Origin of the sequence: Lysobacter brunescens, from assembly GCF_042677005.1 — a bacterium.
Taxonomy (GTDB): Bacteria; Pseudomonadota; Gammaproteobacteria; order Xanthomonadales; family Xanthomonadaceae; genus Lysobacter_I; species Lysobacter_I brunescens.
In genome coordinates this window covers 1-21,954 of the sequence record NZ_JBHTIF010000005.1, presented here as the reverse complement: position 1 = coordinate 21,954, position 21,954 = coordinate 1, and the positions used below count along the sequence as shown (strand labels likewise).

General features: G+C 69.0%; 20 protein-coding genes, 1 tRNA gene and 1 riboswitch. Of the genes, 20 read left to right on the top strand and 1 reads right to left on the bottom strand.

The window, feature by feature from the left end; all coding sequences use genetic code 11:
- Positions 1–10: 10 nt before the first annotated feature.
- The 19 genes from ACFQ0E_RS16945 to ACFQ0E_RS16855 all read left to right on the top strand — a co-directional run bounded on the left by ACFQ0E_RS16945 (position 11) and on the right by ACFQ0E_RS16855 (position 20,223).
- Positions 11–1,213, top strand: a complete 1,203-nt coding sequence (locus ACFQ0E_RS16945; RefSeq protein ID WP_386825859.1) for an argininosuccinate synthase — start codon at positions 11–13, stop codon at positions 1,211–1,213.
- A 16-nt stretch (positions 1,214–1,229) separates the two neighbouring features.
- Positions 1,230–2,330 carry an acetylornithine deacetylase gene (locus tag ACFQ0E_RS16940; RefSeq protein WP_386826254.1) on the top strand — a complete coding sequence of 367 codons (1,101 nt, stop codon included), beginning with the start codon at positions 1,230–1,232 and terminating at the stop codon, positions 2,328–2,330.
- Positions 2,327–3,694: an acetylglutamate kinase gene (locus ACFQ0E_RS16935; RefSeq protein WP_386825857.1), complete on the top strand. Its 1,368-nt coding sequence runs from the start codon at positions 2,327–2,329 to the stop codon at positions 3,692–3,694. The genes ACFQ0E_RS16940 and ACFQ0E_RS16935 overlap by 4 nt, the downstream gene beginning before the upstream one ends.
- A 3-nt stretch (positions 3,695–3,697) precedes the next feature.
- On the top strand, positions 3,698–4,300 hold the full coding sequence (locus ACFQ0E_RS16930; protein WP_386825855.1) for a GNAT family N-acetyltransferase: 603 nt from the start codon (positions 3,698–3,700) through the stop codon (positions 4,298–4,300).
- Complete coding sequence (argC, locus tag ACFQ0E_RS16925) at positions 4,293–5,261, top strand: N-acetyl-gamma-glutamyl-phosphate reductase (RefSeq protein ID WP_386825854.1); 969 nt, start codon at positions 4,293–4,295, stop codon at positions 5,259–5,261. Before ACFQ0E_RS16930 ends, argC begins: the two co-directional genes overlap by 8 nt.
- A 15-nt stretch (positions 5,262–5,276) precedes the next feature.
- Positions 5,277–6,563, top strand: coding sequence for an argininosuccinate lyase (gene argH, locus ACFQ0E_RS16920; RefSeq protein WP_386825852.1), 1,287 nt, complete (start codon positions 5,277–5,279; stop codon positions 6,561–6,563).
- 5 nt (positions 6,564–6,568) lie between these two features.
- Entirely contained in the window at positions 6,569–7,732 is a 1,164-nt protein-coding gene (proB, locus tag ACFQ0E_RS16915) for a glutamate 5-kinase (protein WP_386825850.1), read from the top strand.
- The gene (locus tag ACFQ0E_RS16910) at positions 7,725–9,005 is read left to right on the top strand and encodes a glutamate-5-semialdehyde dehydrogenase (protein WP_386825848.1); all 1,281 of its coding nucleotides are present in this window, start codon (positions 7,725–7,727) and stop codon (positions 9,003–9,005) included. The genes proB and ACFQ0E_RS16910 overlap by 8 nt, the downstream gene beginning before the upstream one ends.
- 84 nt (positions 9,006–9,089) lie before the next feature.
- A riboswitch (cobalamin riboswitch) is annotated at positions 9,090–9,337 on the top strand.
- Positions 9,338–9,383: 46 nt separating this feature from the next.
- Positions 9,384–11,324, top strand: coding sequence for a TonB-dependent vitamin B12 receptor (gene btuB / locus ACFQ0E_RS16905; protein WP_386825846.1), 1,941 nt, complete (start codon positions 9,384–9,386; stop codon positions 11,322–11,324).
- A gap of 37 nt (positions 11,325–11,361) precedes the next feature.
- Positions 11,362–11,958: a hypothetical protein gene (locus ACFQ0E_RS16900; RefSeq protein WP_386825844.1), complete on the top strand. Its 597-nt coding sequence runs from the start codon at positions 11,362–11,364 to the stop codon at positions 11,956–11,958.
- Entirely contained in the window at positions 11,955–12,593 is a 639-nt protein-coding gene (gene cobO / locus ACFQ0E_RS16895) for a cob(I)yrinic acid a,c-diamide adenosyltransferase (protein ID WP_386825843.1), read from the top strand. The genes ACFQ0E_RS16900 and cobO overlap by 4 nt, the downstream gene beginning before the upstream one ends.
- Before the next feature lie 5 nt (positions 12,594–12,598).
- A complete protein-coding gene (locus tag ACFQ0E_RS16890) occupies positions 12,599–13,891 on the top strand; it encodes a cobyrinate a,c-diamide synthase (protein ID WP_386826253.1) in 1,293 nt (430 codons plus the stop codon).
- 13 nt (positions 13,892–13,904) lie between these two features.
- Positions 13,905–14,852, top strand: a complete 948-nt coding sequence (gene cbiB / locus ACFQ0E_RS16885; RefSeq protein WP_386825841.1) for an adenosylcobinamide-phosphate synthase CbiB — start codon at positions 13,905–13,907, stop codon at positions 14,850–14,852.
- Positions 14,845–15,843: a threonine-phosphate decarboxylase CobD gene (gene cobD, locus ACFQ0E_RS16880; RefSeq protein WP_386825839.1), complete on the top strand. Its 999-nt coding sequence runs from the start codon at positions 14,845–14,847 to the stop codon at positions 15,841–15,843. The genes cbiB and cobD overlap by 8 nt, the downstream gene beginning before the upstream one ends.
- 4 nt (positions 15,844–15,847) lie before the next feature.
- Positions 15,848–17,332 (top strand): cobyric acid synthase, encoded by a 1,485-nt coding sequence (locus ACFQ0E_RS16875; protein WP_386825837.1) that lies wholly within the window; start codon positions 15,848–15,850, stop codon positions 17,330–17,332.
- Positions 17,320–17,853 (top strand): bifunctional adenosylcobinamide kinase/adenosylcobinamide-phosphate guanylyltransferase, encoded by a 534-nt coding sequence (cobU, locus tag ACFQ0E_RS16870; protein ID WP_386825835.1) that lies wholly within the window; start codon positions 17,320–17,322, stop codon positions 17,851–17,853. Before ACFQ0E_RS16875 ends, cobU begins: the two co-directional genes overlap by 13 nt.
- Positions 17,850–18,935, top strand: a complete 1,086-nt coding sequence (gene cobT, locus ACFQ0E_RS16865; protein ID WP_386825833.1) for a nicotinate-nucleotide--dimethylbenzimidazole phosphoribosyltransferase — start codon at positions 17,850–17,852, stop codon at positions 18,933–18,935. Before cobU ends, cobT begins: the two co-directional genes overlap by 4 nt.
- A complete protein-coding gene (locus ACFQ0E_RS16860; RefSeq protein ID WP_386825831.1) occupies positions 18,932–19,498 on the top strand; it encodes a histidine phosphatase family protein in 567 nt (188 codons plus the stop codon). Before cobT ends, ACFQ0E_RS16860 begins: the two co-directional genes overlap by 4 nt.
- Positions 19,495–20,223, top strand: coding sequence for an adenosylcobinamide-GDP ribazoletransferase (locus ACFQ0E_RS16855; RefSeq protein ID WP_386826251.1), 729 nt, complete (start codon positions 19,495–19,497; stop codon positions 20,221–20,223). The genes ACFQ0E_RS16860 and ACFQ0E_RS16855 overlap by 4 nt, the downstream gene beginning before the upstream one ends.
- A gap of 55 nt (positions 20,224–20,278) precedes the next feature.
- On the opposite strand, the gene ACFQ0E_RS16850 is transcribed toward ACFQ0E_RS16855, so the two are convergent.
- A tRNA-Pro gene (locus tag ACFQ0E_RS16850) sits at positions 20,279–20,355 on the bottom strand.
- A 141-nt stretch (positions 20,356–20,496) separates the two neighbouring features.
- On the opposite strand from ACFQ0E_RS16850, the gene hisS reads away from it, so the two are divergent.
- Positions 20,497–21,870 carry a histidine--tRNA ligase gene (gene hisS / locus ACFQ0E_RS16845; protein WP_386825829.1) on the top strand — a complete coding sequence of 458 codons (1,374 nt, stop codon included), beginning with the start codon at positions 20,497–20,499 and terminating at the stop codon, positions 21,868–21,870.
- Positions 21,871–21,954: the final 84 nt, after the last annotated feature.

Sequence of the window (21,954 nt, the reverse complement as noted above, 5' to 3'; positions counted from 1 at the left end):
AACCCCCGCCATGCACCAGTCCAACGACATCGTCCTCGCCTTTTCCGGCGGCCTCGACACCAGCTTCTGCGTCCCGTACCTGAAGGAAAAGGGCTGGAACGTCCACACCGTGTTCGCCGACACCGGCGGCGTCGATGCAGACGAGCGCGCCTACATCGAGGCGCGCGCGCAGGAGCTGGGCGTCGCATCGCACGTGACCATCGACGGTGGTCCGGCGCTGTGGAACGGCTTCGTCAAGCCGTTCGTCCAGGCCGGCGAGGCCTACCAGGGCCAGTATCCGCTGCTGGTGTCGGATCGCTACCTGATCGTGGATGCGACGCTGGCGCGCGCGAAGGAACTGGGCACGAACGCCATCGCGCATGGCTGCACCGGCATGGGCAACGACCAGGTGCGCTTCGACCTCGCGGTGAAGGCGAGCGGCGACTACCGCATCGTCGCGCCGATCCGCGAAATCCAGAAGGAACACACCCAGACCCGCGCCTACGAGCAGGCGTACCTGGAGGAGCGCGGCTTCGGCGTGCGCGCCAAGCAGAAGAGCTACACGATCAACGAGAACCTCCTGGGCGTGACCCTGTCCGGCGGCGAGATCGACAAGTGGGAAGCGCCGGGCGAAGGCGCGCGTGGCTGGTGCGCGCCGCGCGCGGAGTGGCCGGAACAGGCGCTGCAGGTGTCCGTGCGTTTCGCCAACGGTGAAGCGGTGGCGATCGACGGCGTCGAGATGCCGGGTGCGCAGGTTCTCGCGAAGTTGAACGCGCTGTTCGCGCCTTACGGTGTGGGTCGCGGCATGTACACCGGCGACACCACCATCGGCCTCAAGGGCCGCATCGTGTACGAAGCGCCGGGCCTGGTCGCGCTGCTCGCAGCGCATCGCGCGCTGGAGGAAGCGGTGCTGACCAAGCAGCAGAACCGCTTCAAGCCCGAAGTCGCGCGCAAGTGGGTCGAGCTGGTCTACGAAGGCTTCTGGCACGACCCGCTGAAGACCGACCTCGAAGCCTTCCTCGCCTCGTCGCAGGCCACGGTGAACGGCGAAGTGGTGCTGGAAACGCGCGGTGCGCGCGTCGATGCCGTCGCCCTGCGCTCGCCGCACATCCTCAATGCCAAGGGCGCGACCTACGCGCAGTCGGCCGACTGGGGCGTCGAGGAGGCGGAAGGCTTCATCAAGCTGTTCGGCATGAGCAGCACGCTGTGGGCTGAAGTGAATGGCGGAAAGTAAGGTGATGGCGACCGACATGCTCGACGACATCCTCAGGCACCTCGAAGCCCTGGTGTCCTTCGACACCCGCAATCCGCCGCGCGAGATCTCGCCGTCGGGCGGCATCTTCGACTACCTGCAGGCGCAGCTGCCCGGCTTCGCCTGCACCGTGACCGACCACGGCGCCGGTGCGGTGTCGCTGCTCGCCGTGCGCGGCGCGCCGACCCGCGTGTTCAACGTCCATCTCGACACCGTGCCGTCGTCCGAGGCGTGGAGCGCCGATCCCCTGGCGCTGCGCGTCGCGGACGGTCGGGCGATCGGCCTGGGCGCCTGCGACATCAAGGGCGCGGCGGCGGGGCTCATCGTGGCCGCGCAGCGCACGACCGGCGACGCGGCGTTCCTGTTCTCGACCGACGAGGAAGCGAACGATCCTCGCTGCATCGCTGCGTTCCTCGCCAGCGACCACGGGTTCACCGAGGCGATCATCGCCGAACCCACCCAGTGCGAAGCGGTGCTCGCGCATCGCGGCATCGGATCGGTGCTGATGACGTTCCGCGGCGTCGCCGGCCATGCCTCCGGCGTGAATGCCCTGCAGAGCAATGCGCTGCACCATGCGATGCGCTGGGGCGCGAAGGCGCTGGAGCTGGTCGAGAGCGAATCGCATCGCCGCTTCGGTGGCCTCACCGGCCTGCGTTTCAACATCGGCAAGGTCGAAGGCGGCATCAAGGCGAACGTGATCGCGCCGAGCGCCGAGGTCCGCTTCGGCTTCCGCCCGCTGCCTTCGCACGACATCGACGACCTGCATGCGCGCTTCGCCGGCTGCAGCGCCGCCGGCACCCTCGCGTCGTACCAGGAGACGTTCCGCGGTCCGCCGCTGCCGGCCGGCGATGTCGCCGATGCCGAATTCCGCCGCCTGCTGGCGCGCGACCTGGCCGACGAACTCGGCCTGCCGATCGGCAACGCCGTTGATTTCTGGACCGAAGCCTCGCTGTTCTCGGCCGCCGGCCTCACCGCCTTCGTCTACGGCCCGGGCGATATCGCCCAGGCGCATACTGCCGACGAATGGGTCGCGCTCGACCAGCTCGAACGCTACACCGCGTCGATCGTCCGCATCCTCGACGGAACCGCTGCGCCATGACTCCGATCCTGAAAAGCGGTGGACTCGACCACAAGGTCCACGATCCCCAGACCCGGCAGACCATCGTCCGCCTGCTGTCGAGCATGGCCGGTGCCAAGGAGATCTCGCAGTACCTCAAGCGTTTCTCGCAGCTCGACGCCGCGCGCTTCGCCGTGGTCAAGGTCGGCGGCGCAGTGCTGCGTGACGACCTCGATGCGCTGACCTCGTCGCTGGCCTTCCTGCAGGATGTCGGCCTCACCCCAATCGTCATCCACGGCGCCGGTCCGCAGCTCGACGAAGAGTTGTCTGCCGCAGGCATCGTCAAGCAGACGATCAACGGCCTGCGCGTGACCACGCCGCAGGCGCTGGCGATCGTGCGCCGCGTGTTCCATGCGCAGAACCTCAAGCTCGTCGAGGCCCTGCAGGCGCAGGACGCGCGCGCCACCTCGATCGTCAGCGGTGTGTTCGAAGCCGACTATCTGGATCGCGACGCCTACGGCCTGGTCGGTGAGGTCAAGCGCGTCGATCTCGCGCCGATCCACGCCTGCCTGCAGGCAGGCTCGATCCCGGTGATCGCCAGCCTCGGCGAGACCGTCGGCGGCCAGATCCTCAACGTCAATGCGGACTTCGCGGCGAACGAACTGGTGCAGGTGCTGCAGCCGTACAAGATCGTCTTCCTCACCGGCACCGGCGGCCTGCTCGACGGCGACGGCAGGGTGATCGATTCGATCAACCTGTCGACCGAATACGACACCCTCATGGACCAGCCGTGGATCAACGGCGGCATGCGCGTGAAGATCGAGCAGATCAAGCAGCTGCTCGATGCGCTCCCTCTGGCTTCGTCGGTGTCGATCACCCGACCCGACGAACTGGCGAAGGAACTGTTCACGCACAAGGGCTCGGGCACGCTGGTGCGGCGCGGCGAACGCGTGCTGCAGGCGGCGTCGTGGGACGAACTCGATCTCGATCGACTGCGCGACCTGATCGATTCCGCTTTCGGCCGCAGGCTGGTCGACGACTATTTCGCGCGCACCCGCCTGCATCGCGCGTACGTCAGCGAGAACTACCGTGCAGCGGTGATCCTGACCGAAGAGGGCGGGGTGCCGTACCTCGACAAGTTCGCGGTCCTCGACGAAGCACAGGGCGAAGGTCTCGGTCGCGCGGTCTGGCAGCTGATGCGCGATGCGCAGCCACGGTTGTTCTGGCGCTCTCGCCTGGGCAATCCGGTCAATGCCTTCTACGACGCGGAAGCCGATGGCAGCGTGAAGCAGACGACGTGGCGCGCGTACTGGTACGGCCTCGGCGATCTGGACGGCGCCGGCAACGAGCTGATCCGCAGCTGTCTCGACCACTGCCGGCAGCGCCCGGCGACGCTGGAAGGCTGAGCGATGACGATCTGGGCAACGCCGACGCTCGCAGGCAGGCATGTGTCGCTGTCGCCGCTCGACGCAGCGCATGCCGATGGCCTGCGCGCGGCGGCGGCCGATGGCGCGCTGTGGACGCTGCGCTACACCAGCGTGCCGGGTCCAGCCGAAGGTGATGCCGAGGCCTACATCGCCGATGCGCTCGCACAGCGCGATGCCGGCGTCGCGCTGCCATTCGTGGTCCGCGACGCCGATGGCGACATCGTCGGCAGCACGCGGTTCTACGATATCGACCGCAGCATTCCCCGGGTCAGCATCGGCTACACCTGGTACGCGGTGCGCACGCAGCGCACCGGGCTGAATACCGAAGCCAAGCTGCTGCTGGTCGATCATGCGTTCGCTTCCTGGAACTGCGAGGCCGTGGTGTTCGAGACCAGTCACGAGAACATCCGCTCGCAGACCGCCATTCTTCGCCTCGGCGCCAAGCGCGACGGCGTGTTGCGTGCGCATCGCCGTCATCGCGACGGCACCCTGCGCGATACCCACGTCTTTTCGATCCTGCGGCATGAATGGCCGGCGCTGGCGGATGTCCTCCGGCGCAAACTCGAGAGTCACCCGAATGTCTGATTCCTCCCCCATCCGCGTCGGCATCGTCGGCGCACGCGGCCATGTCGGCGCCGAACTGATCCGCTTGTTCGCGACGCATCCGCGCTTCACGCTCGCCTACGTTGGTTCGCGCGAACTCGCCGGCCAGCGTGTCGTCGATCACAGCGATGCCTACAAGGGCGACCTGCGCTACACGTCCCCGACCAACGCCGAACTGCCGACGCTCGGTGCCGATGCCGTGGTCCTGGCGCTGCCCAACGGCAAGGCCGCCGATTGCGTGGCCGCGTTCGATGCCGCCGGTGCCGACCCGGTCATCATCGATCTCTCTGCGGATTACCGCTTCGAGGACGGCTGGTACTACGGCTTGCCCGAGCTGACGCGTGATCGCTACGCCGGCCAGCGCCGGATCAGCAATCCCGGCTGCTATGCGACCGCGATGCAGTTGGCGGTGGCGCCGATGCGCGCACATCTCGACGGTGCGGTGCAATGCTTCGGCGTCTCGGGCTATTCCGGTGCTGGCACCACGCCTTCGGACAAGAACGACCCGGACAAGCTGCGCGACAACCTGATGCCGTACGCGCTCACCGGGCACATCCACGAGCGCGAGGTCACGCGCCAGCTCGGCCATGCGATCGAGTTCATGCCGCATGTCGCGCCGCATTTCCGCGGCCTCACCATCACCGCGAACCTGCACCTGTCCGCGCCAATGACCCGCGACCAGGTCGTGGCGATCTATCGCGACGCCTACGCCGACGAGCCGCTGGTGCGCGTGCTCGACGAGGCGCCCTGGGTCAGCCGCATCGCCGGCCGGCATCACGTCGAGATCGGCGGTTTCGCGCTGTCCGACGACGGTCGACGGCTGGTGGTGGTGTCGACCGAGGACAACCTGCTCAAGGGCGCGGCGACGCAGGCGCTGCAGAACCTCAACTTGGCCTTCGGGCTTGCCGAGACGACGGGGATCCCGCTCGTCGCCGCCTCCTGACGCAAGGAACTTCACATGTCCGAACTCCTCTGGCAGAAACCCGGCGTCAAGGTCGATGCACGCATCCAGCATTTCCTCGCCGGCGAGGACGTGATCCTCGATCGCGAGTTCTTCCTGTTCGACATCCAGGCCAGCCTCGCGCACGCCGAGGGCCTGCTGCGCATCGGCATCCTCGGGGCCGATGAACTCGCAGGCATTCGCGTCGAACTCGATGCGCTGGCCGACGATTGGCAAAGCGGTGCCTTCGTGCTCGACGAGCGCTACGAGGACTGCCATTCCGCGATCGAGTCGCGCCTGGTCGAACGCCTCGGCGACGCCGGTCGCAGGATCCACACCGGGCGCAGCCGCAACGACCAGATCCTGGTCGCGACGCGGCTGTGGCTGAAGGATCGCCTCGCGCGCATGCAGGCGCTCTGCGTCGAGGCCGCCGAGGTCGCACTGGCCCGCGCCGAAGCCGAGGCTGCCGTGCCGCTGCCGGGCTACACCCACCTGCAGCGCGCGGTGGTGTCCTCGCTCGGCATGTGGTGGGCGGCCTGGGCGGAAGGGTTCATCGATGACGCGCATCGCGCGCGCGACACCCTGGCCTGGGTCGATGCCAATCCGCTCGGCAGCGCCGCCGGCTACGGCGTGAACCTGCCGCTGGATCGCGACCACACCACGCAGGCGCTCGGTTTCGGCCGGCTGCAGGTGTCCGCGACCTATGCGCAGCTGTCGCGCGGCAAGTTCGAGATGGCCGCGATCGAGGCGCTGTCCTCCGCGCTGCTCGACCTGCGTCGGCTGGCCTGGGACCTCAGCCTGTTCACCAGCGCCGAGTACGCCTTCGTCGCGCTGCCCTCGCAGTACACTACCGGCAGCTCGATCATGCCGAACAAGCGCAACCCCGATGTGATCGAGCTGATGCGCGCGACCTACGCCAGCGCCGCCGCTGCACGCACCGAGATCGAACAGCTGCTGTCGCTGCCTTCGGGCTATCACCGCGACCTGCAGTTCAGCAAGGGCGCGATCGTGCATGCCTTCGGTCGCGGTCTCGGTGCACTGGAACTGCTGCCCGACCTGCTGCGCAACCTGGAATGGAAGCCCGAAGCAATGCGCGCCGCGCTCGATCCGTCGATGTACGCCACCGACCTCGCCGTCGACCTCGCACGCGAGGGCCTGCCGTTCCGCGAGGCTTACAAGCAGGCGGCTGATCCGGCACGCTGGGCCGAAGGCGATCCCGACGCCAGCCTGCAGGCGCGTGTCTCGCCCGGCGCCGCCGCCGGGCTGCGCCTCGATGCGCTGCGCGCGCGACTGCGAACGGAGTAACGGTCATGGGCACGCGCGCTACATTCGAGGAACAGACCCTGCCCGCTTGGAAGCGCGCCGTGCTCAAGGTCGGCAGCAGCCTGCTGTCCGCGACCGGCGGTCTGTCGCCGCACCATGCCGTGCATCTCGCCGCCTTCGTGCATGCCTGCCATGCGCGGGGGCGCGAGGTGGTGATCGTGTCGTCCGGCGCGGTCGCCGCCGGGCGCGGCGTCCTGCATGCGAAGCCGCACCCCGGCGCGGCGATGGCCGAACGCCAGGCGCTGGCCGCGCTGGGCCAGGCCAAGCTGATGGGCTTCTGGCAGGGGCTGTTCGCGCGGCCGGTGGCGCAGGTGCTGCTGACCCATGACGACGTGCGCGATCGGCGTCGCTACCTCAACGCCCGCGCCACGCTCGACGAACTGCTGCGCTGCGGCGCGCTGCCGATCGTCAACGAGAACGACACGGTGTCGGTCGACGAATTGAAGCTCGGCGACAACGACACCCTCGGCGCGATCGTCGCGACGCTGATCGATGCCGACGTGCTGTTCCTCGCCACCGACATCGACGGCCTGTACGACCGTGATCCGCGCGGCAATCCGGATGCGAAGCCCATGCCGCTGGTGACCGACCCCGGCGACGACATCCTCGCCATGGCCGGAGGCGCCGGTTCCAGCGTTGGCACCGGCGGCATGCGCACCAAGATCCTCGCCGCGCAGCGCGCCGGCGCGGCAGGCATCGACACCGTGCTGTTCAACGGCACGCGCGCACAGGTCGCGCATGCGCTGGGCGAAGACCGCCTGACCGGCACGCGCCTCGTCGCGGGCCGCAGTCGCATCGCCGCGCGCAAGCACTGGCTGCGCCATGCGCCTGCGCAGCCGGGCGCGATCCTGGTCGATGCCGGTGCCGTCGCCGCACTGCGCGGCAAGGGCGCCTCGCTGCTGCCGATCGGCGTGGTCGGTGCAGAAGGCGAGTTCCGCCGCGGTGATCTGGTCGAAGTGCGCATGCAAGGCGCGCCGCAGCCGATCGCGCGCGGCGTCACCCAGTACTCCTCCGCCGACATCCGCCGCCTCGCGCGCAAGCGATCGCACGAGATCGACGCCGTGCTCGGCTACAACTACGGCGACTCCATCCTCCACCGCGACGATCTGTCGCTGCTGGACATACCTGCACAGGAAGGCTCCGATGTCTGATCTCGCCGACGAATCCTCGTCCGACATCCGCCGTCAGGCGCTGGCCTGCCGCGAGGCCGCGCAGGCGGTGGCCGCGCTGTCGACCGAAGCCAAGAACGACCTCCTGCGTGCGATGGGCGATGCGCTCGACGCCGATGCCGAGGCGATCCTCGTCGCCAACGCCGAAGACCTGCGTGCGGCCGAGGCCAAGGGCACGGCTGGTGCGATGCTCGATCGCCTGAAGCTCGATCGGCAGCGACTCGCGGGCATCGCCAACGCATTGCGCGAGGTCGCGGACCTGCCCGATCCGGTCGGCATGGTCACGCGCCGCGAGACGCGGCCGAACGGCATCGAGATCGCGCGCGTGCGCGTGCCCCTGGGCGTAGTGGCGATGATCTACGAGGCGCGGCCGAACGTGACCGCCGATGCCGCTGCGCTGTGCCTGAAGGCCGGCAACGGCGTGATCCTGCGCGGCGGCTCGGAGGCGGTGCGCTCGAATGTCGCGATTGCCGGTGCCCTGAAGCGCGCCCTCCGCGATCACGGGATTCCCGAAGCCGCGCTGACCCTGGTCGATGACCTGCGCCGCGAAACGATGGTCGAGCTGCTGCGGCTCAACGACATCGTCGATCTCGCGATCCCGCGCGGCGGTGAAGGGCTGATCCGCTTCGTCGCCGAACATGCGCGCGTGCCGGTGATCAAGCACTACAAGGGCGTCTGCCATCTCTACGCCGATGCCGACGCCGACCTCGACCTGGCGCTGGACCTGCTGCTCGACGGCAAGGTGTCGCGCCCTGGCGTCTGCAATGCGCTGGAAACCCTGCTGGTGCATGCCGATGTCGCCGACGCCTTCCTGCCGCGCGCGGCGGCGATGCTGTCGGCGCGCGATGTGCAGCTGCGTGCGGACGCGCGCGCGATGGCGCGGATGCCCGGCGCGGTGCCGGCCAGCGACGAAGACTGGGATGCGGAATTCCTCGATCTCATCCTCGCGGTGCGCGTGGTCGATACGCTCGACGACGCGATCGCGCACATCCGCCGCCATGGCTCGGACCATACAGAAGTCATCGCCACGCGCGACGAGGCTGCCGCCGCTCGTTTCGTGCATGCACTGCGCAGTGCGGTGGTGATGGTCAATGCCTCGTCGCGCTTCTCCGACGGTGGCGAACTCGGTCTCGGCGCGGAGATCGGCATCTCGACCACGCGCCTGCATGCCTACGGCCCGATGGGTGCGGAGTCTCTCACCATCGAACGCTTCGTGGTGCGCGGCAGCGGACAGACGCGCAACCTGCGCAACTGAGATCGCATGCGCATGCCATTCGCGTGCGTATGCCCGATGCGAACGTCGTCGATGCCAGGCTGCGATCGCGCCGCAACATGCTGTTACACTAGATTCGCCTGAGGTGACCGCCGGCCTGTCCGGGGGTTGAAACGGGAATCCGGTGCGCCGCGTCATGCCTGCATGCGCTGCAATTCCGGAGCTGCCCCCGCAACGGTAGGCGAGACAAGGCTTCGCAGACAGCCACTGTGCATGCGCACGGGAAGGCGCGAAGCCGGAAGCGTGGACATCCGGAGTACCGGACGCCGCCTTCGCTCGCAAGCCCGGAGACCGGCCTTGGAGCGACGTGACATGCGGCGGGCGATGTCATGGTGGTCGCGCTGCGTGCGCGATGGCCAGATGTGTCCTGCCTGTGTGTTGGTTTCCACAGGTCCGCGCGGGTCGGCGCGGTCAAGGAGTCATCCAGTGCGTTCGTTCATCCCCCGAAGCCGCCATGTCCTGGCGGTGGTCCTGCTGTCGTCGTTCGTCTTCCCTCCCATGCCTGTCCTCGCGGCTGATGCCGCTCCGGACGATGACGACGCACTCGACCGCATCGTCGTCACCGCCTCGCGCACCGCGCGCACCCAGGACCAGACGCTCGCCGCGATCACCGTGATCGATCGCGCCGAGATCGACCGCCTGCAGCCGCCTTCGCTGCAGGCCCTGCTTGCCGGTCGCGCAGGCATCGCGCTCGCCAACAATGGCGGTGAAGGCAAGGCGACCTCGCTCTTCCTGCGTGGGACCGAATCCGACCATGTGCTGGTGTTGGTCGACGGCATCAGGCTTGGCTCGGCCACCAGCGGCGGTGCGTCGCTGCAGGACATTCCGCCCGAGCAGATCGAACGCATCGAGATCGTGCGCGGTCCGTTCTCCAGCCTCTACGGTTCCGAGGCGCTGGGCGGCGTGATCCAGATCTTCACGCGTCGCCCGCAGGGCAGCGCCATGCCGTCATTCACCCTCGCCGCCGGCAGCGAGCATACGCAGCGCGCGACGCTGGGCTTCGGTGGCCGTGTCGGCGACGCGGCGCAGGGCGGCTGGTACGCCATCAATGCCTCGCATGGTCGCACCGACGGCATCAATGCCTATCGCGGCCCGCGCGGCTTCGACCCCGATCTCGACGGTTATCGCAACGATGCCTTGGTGGTGCAGGGCGGCTGGCGCTTCGGCGAACGCTGGGACGCCGAGGCCCGTGTGTTCCGCGCCGAAGGCCGCAACGAATACGACGGCACCGCGAGCAATCTTTCGGATACCGTGCAGCAGACCGTCGGTGGACGGCTGCGCTACGCATCGACCGATGCGCTGCGCATCGCCCTCAGCCTGGCGCGCAGCGACGACCTCAGCGACAACTATCGCAACGACGCCTATGCGTCGACGTTCGACACCCATCGGCGCATGGCCACGCTGCAGGCCGACGCCACGCTCGGCGCCGCGCTGCTCACGTTCGGCTTCGACTGGCAGGCGGACCATGTCGAAAGCAGCACGCGCTATGCCCGCGACGGCCGCATCAATCGCGGCCTGTTCGCGCAATGGCAGCAGGATTTCGACGCGCAGTCGCTGCAGGCCAGCCTGCGTCGCGACGAGGACAGCCAGTTCGGCGGCGTGACCACCGGCAGCGCGCTGTGGGGCTGGACGATCGGCGACGCACTGCACCTCAGTGCGCGCTACGGCACGGCGTACAAGGCGCCGACCTTCAATGAACTGTACTTCCCCGGCTACGGCAATCCTGCATTGCAGCCCGAGCATGCGCGCAGCCTCGAAGTCGGCCTGCGCGGTGAGCATGCGGCCGGCAACTGGTCGCTCAATGCCTTCGAGACGCGCATCGACGACCTGATCGCCTACGACGCCGACCTGCGCCCGACGCCCGGACCGAACAACATCGATCGCGCGCGCATCCTCGGCGTCGAGGCGGTCGGCGAACTGCGCGTCGCCGACTGGGACCTGCGCGGAAGCGCGACCTGGCTGGACCCGCGCGCGGATGGCGACAACGCCAGCCGGGGCCAGCTTCTGCCGCGCCGCCCGACGCGCAGCGGGCGTCTCGACATCGATCGCCGTTTCGACCGCGTCAGCCTCGGCGCCAGCGTGAGCGGTGCAGGAAAACGCTACGAGAACCTCGCCAATACGCGTCGACTGGATGGCTACGGCCTGGTCGACCTGCGCATCGGTGTCGCCTTCGCGCGCGACTGGTCGGTGCAGCTCACCGCAGGCAACGTGTTCAACAGGCGCTATGAAACCGCCGAGTTCTACCCGCAGCCGGGCCGCCACTGGCTGCTCGCGCTGCGCCATGCCCCCGGCGCCCGCTAAGCGGGTCCGTCCTTTCCATCCTGACACGAGGTCACCGATGAACGTCCTGCCACGTCCCGCACGCCATGCCCTGTTCGCCGTCTTCGCCGCGTTCATGGTCGCCACGCGTTATCACCACTTCGGCGATGTCCTGCATCTGCCGGATGCCTCGATGGCGCTGTTCTTCCTCGGTGGCCTGTTCCTGTCCGCAGGCAATGTCGGCGACCATCTGCGCTTCGCTGCGCTGATGGCGCTCGCGGTCGTCATCGACATGGTCGCGGTCGGCTTCGCCGGGGTCAGCGACTACTGCATCACGCCCTCGTACGCCGCGCTGCTCCCAGCCTATGCCGTGCTGTGGTACGGCGGCAGGATGATCGCCTCGCGCCACGCCGTCGAACCGAAGGCGATGCTGCGCACGGTCGGCGTGGCGCTGCTCGCGGCCACGCTGTCCTTCGCGATCTCCAACGGCGCGTTCTACTGGTTCGGCGGGCGTTACGCGCAGCCGCACTTCGCCGAGTACGCCGCGCGTTTCCTGCAATGGGGGCCGCTGTTCGTGCGCACGACGATGGCCTACGTGGTCGTCGCGCTGTCGCTCCAGGCGCTGGCCGTGTACCTGCTGGGTGCGCGCACTGGCCGCAGGGCCATCGGCGCATGAGTCGCGGTTCGGAACGCCTCGGCCTGACCGAGGATGAGCACTACCGCGAGCGCGCGCAGCGCAAGAAGGCGCTGGTCGACCGCCGGATCGCGCGGGCCACGATCGATCGCGGTGTGGTGGTGGTGAACACCGGCAACGGCAAGGGCAAGAGCTCGTCGGGCTTCGGCATGCTCGCGCGCTCGCTGGGTCACGGCTTGCGCTGCGGCGTCGTGCAGTTCATCAAGGGCAGCTTCTCGACCGGCGAAGAAGCGTTTTTCCGTCGTTTCATCGAAGGCGCGGATGCCGTGCTCGACTATCACGTGATGGGCGAAGGCTTCACCTGGGAGACGCAGGACCGCACGCGCGACATCGCCGCCGCTTCCGCTGCATGGGATGTCGCCGCGCGCATGCTCGCCGATCCCGGCTACGACTTCGTCCTGCTCGACGAACTGAACATCGCGCTCAACAAGGACTACGTGTCGGTCGATGCGGTGGTCGCTGCGCTGTCCGCGCGACCGGAACGCCAGCACGTGGTGATCACGGGGCGTGGTGCACCGGATGCGCTGGTCGAGGTCGCCGACACCGTGACCGAGATGCGTCTGGTCAAGCATGCGTTCAAGGCGGGCATCCAGGCGCAGAAGGGGATCGAGCTGTGAAAATGATGACCGGGATTCGCCATTGTCCGGCGCTGCTGGTCTCCGCGCCCGCTTCCGGGCAGGGCAAGACCAGCGTCACCGCCGCGCTTGCGCGCTGGCACACGCGAGAGGGCCGCCGCGTCCGTGTGTTCAAGACCGGGCCGGACTTCCTCGACCCGATGATCCTCGAACGCGCCAGCGGCGCGCCGGTGCATCAGCTCGACCTGTGGATGTGCGGCGAGGACGATGTGCGTGCGCGCCTGTACGACGCGGCGGGCGAGGCAGACCTGATCCTCGTCGAAGGCGTGATGGGCCTGTTCGACGGCGCGCCGTCCAGCGCCGATCTCGCCCAGACGTTGGGGCTGCCGGTGCTTGCGGTGATCGACGGTTCGGCGATGGCGCAGACTTTCGGCGCGCTGGCGACCGGCCTGGCGCGCTACCGCGAAGGTCTTGTCGTGCATGGCGTGGCCGCGAACCGCATCGGCGGTGCGTATCACGCGACCCTGCTGCGCGACAGCCTGCCTGACGATCTGCACTGGCTGGGTGCCTTGCCGCGCGATGCGCAGCTGTCGTTGCCGGAGCGTCATCTCGGCCTCGTCGCCGCCGCGGAGCTGTCCGATCTCGATGCCCGCCTCGATGCGCTCGCCGATGCCTGGGCGGCGCATGCCTCGACCGCGCTGCCGCCCCCGGTCCCATTTTCGCCTGCAGTGCGCCTGCCGGTGCCGCCGCTGCTGCAGGGGCGGCGCATCGCGATCGCGCGCGATGCTGCGTTCTGCTTCCTCTATCCCGCGAACCTCGACCTGCTCCGTGAAGCCGGTGCCGAGCTTGCATTCTTCTCGCCGTTGGCTGGCGACCCGATGCCGCAATGCGATGCGGTGTGGCTGCCCGGTGGCTATCCCGAGCTGCATCTCGACGCACTGTCGAATCGCCACGACCTGCACGCCGCGCTGCGCGCGCATCGCGATGCCGGCAAGCCTTTGCTCGCCGAATGCGGCGGCTTACTATTCTCGCTGGATTCGCTGGCGGATCGCGACGGCGCGCGTGCACCGATGGCCGGCCTTCTGCATGGCGATGCGGCGCTGCAGACGCGGCTGGTCGCATTGGGCCTGCAGGAAATCGACCTGCCCGAAGGCAGGCTGCGTGGTCACACCTTCCATTTCGGCCAGGCCCGTGTGGACGCCGAACCCCTCGCCGTCGCCCGCAATCCCAACGGTGGCCACAGCACGGAAGCGGTGTATCGCGACCAGCGGATGACAGCGAGTTTCGTCCACGTCTACTTTCCGTCCGCGCCCGATGCGGCGGTGCGACTGTTCCTGTGAAGTGCGATCTGCCATGAGTGTCGTCAGCATCGCAGCAGGCATGCTCGCCGGGATTGGCCTCGATGCCTGGCTCGGCGAGCCGCGCCGCGCGCATCCGCTGGTCGGTTTCGGGCGCGTGGCGCAGGCCATCGAACGCGGACTGCATCGCGATGCGCGCCTGCGTGGCGTCGTCGCCTGGTGTGTTGCGGTGCTGCCGGCGGTCACAATCACCACAGGCCTCGTGCATCTGCTGGCGATGTGGTCCGCGTGGGCGGCCATGGTGTTCTCGACGGTGATGCTCTATCTCGCCATCGGCCATCGCAGCCTCGGCGAGCATGCCCGCGCGGTCGAAGCGCCGCTGCGTGCCGGCGATCTCGACCTTGCGCGCGCGATGGTCGGACGCATGGTCAGCCGCGACACGCAGGTCCTGGATGCCTCGCAGGTCGCCGCAGCGGCGACGGAATCGGTGCTCGAAAACGGCGCCGACGCGGTGTTCGGCGCGCTGTTCTGGTTCGCCGTGCTCGGTGCGCCGGGCGTGGTGCTGTATCGCCTCGCGAACACGCTGGACGCGATGTGGGGCTATCGCACGCTGCGCCACGAACGCTTCGGCTGGGCCGCCGCGCGCATCGATGATGGCCTCAACTACATCCCCGCGCGGCTGACGGCGTTGACCTACGCCGTGCTCGGCGACACGCGGCGCGCGCTGCGCTGCTGGTGCAGACAGGCGCCACTGTGGGACAGCCCAAACGCAGGTCCGGTGATGTCTGCAGGCGCGGGCGCGATCGGCGTGCGGCTGGGCGGTCCTGCGCCGTATCACGGCCACTGGGAAGACCGTCCCGTGCTGGGCGAGGGCGATGCAGCGGATGCCGATGCTGTCGTCGCTGCGCTGCGACTGGTCCGTCGTGGCGTGTGGCTGTGGCTGTGCGTCGCGGTGATCGCTGCGTGTGCCACATCATGGATCGGAGGCGATTGGCATGCTTGAACATGGCGGACGCCTGCTGCGCGCGGCGCGGCAATACGGCATTCCCGCAGCGGACTGGCTCGATCTGTCGACCGGTATCAGTCCTTTCGCGTGGCCGGTGCCGCCGATCCCGGCCTCGGCCTGGCATCCCCTGCCGGAGGACGACGACGGCCTCGTCGAAGTCGCGCGCGGCTACTACGGCGCGCCGCATCTGCTGCCCGTCGCCGGCACGCAGGCGGCGATCCAGGCCTTGCCGCAGCTGCGCCCGCGTTCGCGTGTCGGCGTGATCGCGCCCGGCTACGCGGAACATGCGCATGCGTGGCGGCGCGAGAGACACGTGGTCGAGACCCTGCCGGTGGATGACTTGCTCGCCTCGGCCTCGCGTTTCGACGTGATCGTTTTGATCCATCCGAACAATCCCGGCGGCGAGCGTTTCGATCCCGTCGATCTGCTCGCATTGCATGCTGCGCTGGTCGCGAACGGTGGCTGGCTGGTCGTGGACGAAGCCTTCATCGATGTCGAGCCGGAGCGCAGTCTGTGTACTCACACCGAACTCGACGGGCTGGTCGTGTTGCGTTCGGTCGGCAAGTTCTTCGGTCTGGCCGGCGCGCGTGCGGGCTTCGTCTGCGCCGCACCAGCACTGCTCGACGCGATGCGCGAGCGGCTCGGTCCGTGGACCCTGAGCGGGCCGACGCGCCATGCGTTGCGCGCCGCGTTGGCGGATGTCGGCTGGCAGGCGAGGGCGCGTGCATGGTTGCACGAGGCCGGGCAGCGCCTGCAGGTCACGCTCGCCGCGCATGGCGTCGTGCCGACTGCCGGCTGCGACTTCTTCCAGTGGTGGCGACATGCCGACGCGCACGCGCTGCACGAGGCGCTGGCGACGCGCGGCATCCTCGTGCGTCGTTTCGACGATCCGGCGAGCCTGCGCTTCGGGCTGCCGCCGGACGATGCGGGTTTCGCGCGGCTCGATGCCGCATTGACCGAGGCAATGCCAATGGTGAAACGATGGTGACGCGATGAATGCCCGCGTGCTGATGGTGCAGGGCTGTACCTCCGATGCCGGCAAGAGTACCCTGGTGGCGGCGCTGTGTCGCTGGCTGCACCGGCGCGGCGTGCGCGTGGCGCCGTTCAAGCCGCAGAACATGGCGCTGAACTCGGCCGTGACGATCGACGGCGGCGAGATCGGTCGTGCGCAGGCGGTGCAGGCGCAGGCCTGCGGGCTGCCGCCGCACACCGACTTCAACCCGATCCTGCTCAAGCCCAGCAGCGACATCGGCGCGCAGGTGATCGTCCACGGTCACCCGGTGGCGCAGCTCGATGCCACGGCCTACCACGACTACAAGCGCATTGCGATGGACGCGGTGCTCGCTTCGCATGCACGGCTCTGTGCGCAGTACGAGGTGGTCGTGGTCGAAGGCGCCGGTAGTCCGGCCGAGATCAACCTGCGCGCCAACGACATCGCGAACATGGGCTATGCCGAAGCGGTGGACTGCCCGGTACTCCTGGTCGTCGACATCGACCGCGGCGGTTCGTTCGCGCATCTGGTCGGCACGCTCGCGCTGCTGTCCGACAGCGAGCGCGCACGCGTGGTCGGCTTCGTCATCAACCGCTTCCGCGGCGACCTTGCCCTGCTGCAGCCGGGCCTGGACTGGCTGGAAGCGCAGACCGGCAAGCCCGTGCTCGGCGTCCTGCCTTACCTGCATGGCCTGTGTCTCGAAGCCGAGGACGCCTTGCCGCGAAGCAGGGACAGCAAGACCGGCGCGCGCCTCCGCGTCGTGGTTCCGGCGCTGCCGCGGATCAGCAACCACACCGATTTCGACGCACTGCGCCAGCATCCGCAGGTCGAATGCACCTATGTCGGTCCCGGCGAAACGCCGCCGCCCTGCGACCTCATCGTGCTGCCCGGCAGCAAGACCACGCGTGCCGACCTGGCCTGGCTGCGCGAGAACGGCTGGGAAGCGGAGATCGCTCGTCACCTGCGCTACGGCGGGAAACTCATCGGCATCTGCGGTGGACTGCAGATGCTCGGTCGCGCCGTGCACGATCCCGACGGCATCGAAGGCCCGGCGGGGTCGAGCGAGGGATTCGGCTGGCTCGACTTCGAGACCACGCTCGCGCCGCGCAAGCAGTTGCGCAATGTCGAAGGTCGCCTCACCGCCGCGCTGGGTGGCGCGCGCGTGCGTGGCTACGAGATCCATTGTGGCGTCAGCACCGGGCCGGCGCTGTCGCGGCCGTCCAGCCTGCTCGAAGACGGACGCGGCGACGGCGCGATCTCGGAGGACGGATCGATCCTCGCCACCTACCTGCACGGCGTGTTCGACGACCCGCAGGCGCAGGCGGCCTTGTTGCACTGGGCGGGATTGCGCGATGCCGAGGCGATCGACGTGCATGCGCTGCGCGAAGCCTCGATCGAGCGCCTCGCCGATGCCATCGACGCGCACCTGCGCCACGACCTGCTCGATCGCAGGTTCGGATTGGAGGCAGGCGCATGCGCACCCTGATCCTCGGCGGCGCCCGCTCGGGCAAGAGCGCACTGGCCGAACGTCTCGCCGGTGATTCCGGTCGCCAGGTGGTCTATATCGCCACCGCGCAGGCACATGACGACGAAATGCGCGACCGCATCGTGCACCATCGCGAACGACGCCCTGCGCACTGGTCCTGCGTTGAGGAGCCGCTGGCGCTGGCCGAAACGCTGCGCCTGCACGCGCGCGAGGATCGCTGCCTGCTGGTCGACTGCCTGACCCTCTGGCTCAGCAATCTCCTGATCGATCCCGAGCCCGCGCGTTTCGAACGCGAGCGCGATGCGCTGCTTGACGCCCTCCCGGCGTTGCCCGGTGAACTGCTGCTGGTCAGCAACGAAGTCGGCCTCGGCATCGTGCCGATGGGCGCGCTCAGTCGCCGCTTCGTCGACGAGGCCGGTCGCCTGCACCAGGCCATCGCGACGCAGTGCGAACGCGTGCTGTTCGTCACCGCCGGCTTGCCCATCGCGCTCAAGGGTTCACTCGACGGAGCATCGCCATGAACACGCACTGGTGGGCTTGGCCCGCCGCCACACTGGATCGACAGGCGGCCGAGGCCGCGCATGCCCGTCAGCAGACGCTGACCAAGCCGCCGGGATCGCTCGGTCGACTCGAATCGCTCGTCGGGCAACTGGCTGCGTGGCAGGGCAGGGCGTGTCCGCAGGTCGACCGCGCCTGGATCAGCGTGTTCGCTGCCGACCACGGCGTCGCCGAGGAGGGCGTGTCGGCATTTCCGCAGGCGGTCACCGGTGAGATGGTGCGCAATTTCGCCGGTGGCGGCGCGGCGATCAGCGTGCTCGCGCGCACGCTGGGTGCGACGCTGGACGTGGTGAACCTCGGTACGGTCAACGATCCCGGCCAGATCGACGGCGTGCTGCGCGCGATCATCGCGCCGTCCACGGCGAACTTTTGCCATGCGCCGGCGATGACTCGCGCGCAGTGCGAGACCGCGCTGCGCATCGGTGCCGAGCGCGTCGCGCAGGCACGCGCGGCCGGCGCCGACCTGTTCATCGGCGGCGAGATGGGCATCGCCAACACCACGTCCGCGACCGCGCTGGCTTGCGCGCTGCTCGGCGAATTACCGCGTACCTTGGCGGGCGCGGGCACGGGCCTCGACGATGCCGGCATTGCGCGCAAGATCGCGGTGATCGAGCGCGCCTTGCGACGACATGCCGATGCGGTCGAGCCGATCGAGCTGCTGTGCCGACTCGGCGGCTTCGAGATTGCCGCGCTCGCCGGAGCCTGCATCGCCGCCGCGCAGGCGCGCCTGCCGGTCCTGGTCGACGGCTTCATCGTCACCGCCGCTGCGCTCGCTGCGGTGCGCATGAATCCCTCGGTGCGCGACTGGCTGCTGTTCGCGCATCGCTCGCACGAGCGCGGCCACGCCCGCCTGCTCGACGCGCTCGATGCCGACCCGCTGCTCGACCTCGGCCTGCGCCTCGGCGAAGGCAGCGGGGCCGCCGTCGCGGTGCCGTTGCTGCGCATGGCCTGCGCGCTCCATGCCGGGATGGCGACGTTCGCGCAGGCGGGGGTGTCTGAGAAGACCGCGTCGTCCGCTGAAATACCTGCGGAGTCGGTGTCGTGAGCGCCGCCATCATCGATCTCCTGCGTCACGGCGACACCGGACAACGCAGTTATCGCGGCCAGCTCGACGATCCGCTGACCGACATCGGCTGGGCGCAGCTGCGTGCGGCGGTCGATGGTGGTGCGTGGGAGGTCGTGGTCGCCTCGACGCTGCAGCGCTGCGCCGCGTTCGCGCGCGAGCTCGCGTCGCAGCGCGGTCTGCCGCTGCACGAGGATGCGCGACTCGTCGAATACCACTTCGGTCGCTGGCAGGGCGTGTCGATGGAGACGCTGGCCGAGATCGACGGTGACGCGCTCGGGCGCTTCTGGCGCGACCCGGTCGCGCATCCGCCGCCGGGCGGCGAGACCTTTGAAGCCTTCCGCACGCGGCTGTGCGCGGTGATCGACGACATCGCGACGACCTTCGCCGGCAAGCGGGTGCTGGTCGTGACCCATGGCGGCGCGATCCGCCTGCTGCGCTGCGTCGCCGAGCAGCGCGGTTTCGGAGACATGGCCGGCATCGACGTGCCGCATGCTTCGCTGCATCGCTTGCGGTGGCCCGTTCGCATCGCGGACGCGATCTGATGCGCGCTCTGCTGGTCGCGTTGGGCTTTCTGACCCGCATCCCGGTGCCGTCGCGCGTGTTCGACGACGCGCGGGCGCAGCGCACATCGCTGGCCTGGTATCCGACGGTCGGCCTCGTCGTCGGCGCGCTGCTGACCGGCCTGTTTCTCGTGCTGCCACGCGAACACGCGCTGCTGTCCGCTGCGCTGACGCTGCTCGCCTGGGTTGTGCTGACCGGTGGCCTGCATCTCGATGGCCTCGCCGACAGCGCCGATGCCTGGGTCGGTGGGTTCGGCGACCGCGCGCGCACATTGGCGATCATGAAGGATCCGCGCAGCGGCCCCGCCGGTGTGACCGCGATCGTGTCCCTGCTGCTGCTCAAGTCCGCCGCGCTGGCGAGCCTGTCTGCCGAGAATGCGTGGCTGCTGTGGCTGTCGCCGCTGCTTGCGCGGTCGGCGCTGACCGCCGCGTTCGTCACCACGCCCTATGTCCGCAGCGGCGGACTCGGCAGCGCGCTGAAGGACGCGCCGCGTGGCGCCTGCGTATTCGCGCTGTTGTGCGCCGTCGCGGCCTGCATCGCCTGCGGCCTGCCGGGCCTGTGCGCGCTCGCGGCCGCGCTCGTCGTCTTCGTGCTGTGGCGCCGCGCCTGCCTGCGCCGACTCGGTGGCTTCACCGGCGACACCGCCGGTGCGCTGGCGGAGCTGGTCGAGGCCGCCGTGCTGGTTGCGCTGGCATACGCGGGCTGAGACGCCGCGCAAACGAAAAGGCCACCCTTGCGGATGGCCTTTTCGCGGAATCATTTGGTCGGGGAGACAGGATTCGAACCTGCGACCTCTACGTCCCGAACGTAGCGCTCTACCAGACTGAGCTACACCCCGATGCCGAGCCGCGCATTGTAAGGAGGGTGTCGGGCTTAGGCAAGAGGGCAGGCGGAATGGGCTGTGGATCGGCGGGACGGAGCCGGGCCGGCCGGGCTCCGGCTACACTGATGGCATCCGCTTCAGGCCCCGGAGTCACCCTTGATCAAGCCGCGTACCCCGCCCGGCGTCCTCGAACTGCTGCCGCGCGAGCAGATCGCCTTCCAGCGCATGCTGGACACCATCCGCCGCACCTTCGAACGGTACGGGTTCCTGCCGGTGGAGACGCCGGTGATGGAGCTGACCGAGGTGCTGCTGACCAAGACCGGCGGCGAGACCGAGCGCCAGGTCTATTTCATGCAGTCGACCGGTTCGCTCGACAAGGGGACCGACGGCCTGCCCGAGATGGCGATGCGCTTCGACCTGACCGTGCCGCTGGCGCGCTACGTGGCCGAGCACGAGCACGACCTGGTGTTCCCGTTCCGCCGCTACCAGATGCAGCGCGTCTATCGCGGCGAGCGCGCGCAGCGCGGCCGCTTCCGCGAGTTCTACCAGTGCGACATCGACGTGATCGGCAAGGACGCGCTGAGCACGCGCTACGACGCCGAGCTGCCGGCGGTGATCGCGTCGGTGTTCGAGGCGCTGGCGATCGGCGAATTCACCATCCAGTTCAACCACCGCAAGCTGCTGCGCGGCTTCTTCGAGGGGCAGGGTATCGGCGAGGGCGAGCGCCAGGTCGCGGTGCTGCGCGAGATCGACAAGCTCGACAAGCGCGGCGAGGCGGCGGTGCGCGAGACCCTGGTGGGCGAGAGCTTCGGTCTGTCGGGCGAGGTCGCCGACACCCTGCTGGCCTTCTCGCGGGTGCGCGCGGTCGGCCACGACGCGGCGCAGGCCGCGCTGGACGCGCTGGGTGCGGGCACGCCGCTGTTCGAGGAAGGCCGCGACGAGCTGCGCGACGTGCTTCGCCAGCTCCGCGCCTTGGGCGTGGCCGACAGCCGCTTCGCGCTGAACCTGTCGATCGCACGCGGGCTGGACTACTACACCGGCATCGTCTACGAGACCACGCTGAACGCGAACCCGGAGATCGGTTCGATCTGCTCCGGCGGCCGTTATGAGAACCTCGCCAGTCACTACACCAAGTCGAAGCTGCCCGGCGTGGGCATCTCGATCGGCCTGACCCGCCTGTTCTGGCAGCTGCGCGAGGCGGGCCTGGTGGACGTTGCCGAGAGCTCGGTCGACGTGCTGGTCTCGCTGATGGACGAGGCCGGCCTGGACGCCGCGCTGGCGCTGTCGCAGCGCCTGCGTGCGGCCGGCCTGAACGTCGAAACCCAGCTGGAGCCCCGCAAGTTCAGGAAGCAGATGGAGTACGCCAACAAGGCCGGCATCCGCTTCGTGGTCATCCGTGGCGAGGACGAGGCGGCCAAGGGCGTGGTCGCGGTGAAGGACCTGCGTCGCGGCGAGCAGTTCGAGGTCGCCGAGGCCGAGCTGGCCCGGACCCTGCTGGTCGAGCGCGAGCAGCTGCGCGCGCTGTCCTGAGCCCGGATCATCCGGTCTCGGGCCCGCTCGTGGGAGCGACGCAAGTCGCGACGCCGTTCCGATGGTCTGTCGCGACTCGCGTCG